1 pseudogene is annotated in these 540 nt (G+C 56.1%); it reads left to right on the top strand.

Going from position 1 to position 540, the window contains the following annotated elements:
- A pseudogene (locus C5S62_RS01340) lies at positions 1-540 on the top strand (alanine--tRNA ligase); the annotation flags it as partial.

The raw sequence follows: 540 nt of genomic DNA, 5'->3' as shown, positions 1-540 counted from the left end.
CCGATTCATCTGACGAAAAAACTTCCCGCACATCCTGAGGCGGAATTTATGGCCTGCGTTGATGTGGAAGCACGCCGCGGGAGCGAGGCCAACCATACGGCTACACACCTTCTGGACCAGGCCTTGCGCGAAGTGCTCGGCACCCATGTGGAGCAGAAAGGTTCGCTCGTAACGCCGGAATACCTCCGTTTTGACTTCTCACACTTCCAGAAAGTAACTCCTGAGGAACTGCGTCAGGTGGAGCGCCTTGTCAATGCCCGGATCCGTGAGGATATCGTCTTGCAAGACCATCGCGACCTTCCCATGGAGGAAGCCAAAAAACTCGGTGCTATCGCCCTCTTCGGCGAGAAGTACGGCGACAAGGTGCGCGTAGTGCAGTTTGGCGCGAGTGTAGAGTTCTGTGGCGGTTGTCATGCCAAAAGTACCGGCCGCATAGGACTTATCCGAATTGTCAGTGAGAGCAGTGTGGCCGCCGGTGTGCGCCGCATCGAGGCTGTAACCGGAAAAGTCGCCGAAGAAAGCATTTATGCGCAGGATGAT

It is taken from the genome of Prevotella sp. MGM2 (assembly GCF_002933955.1).
Lineage (GTDB): Bacteria > Bacteroidota > Bacteroidia > Bacteroidales > Bacteroidaceae > Alloprevotella.
This window is presented reverse-complemented; position numbering and strand designations above follow the sequence as displayed.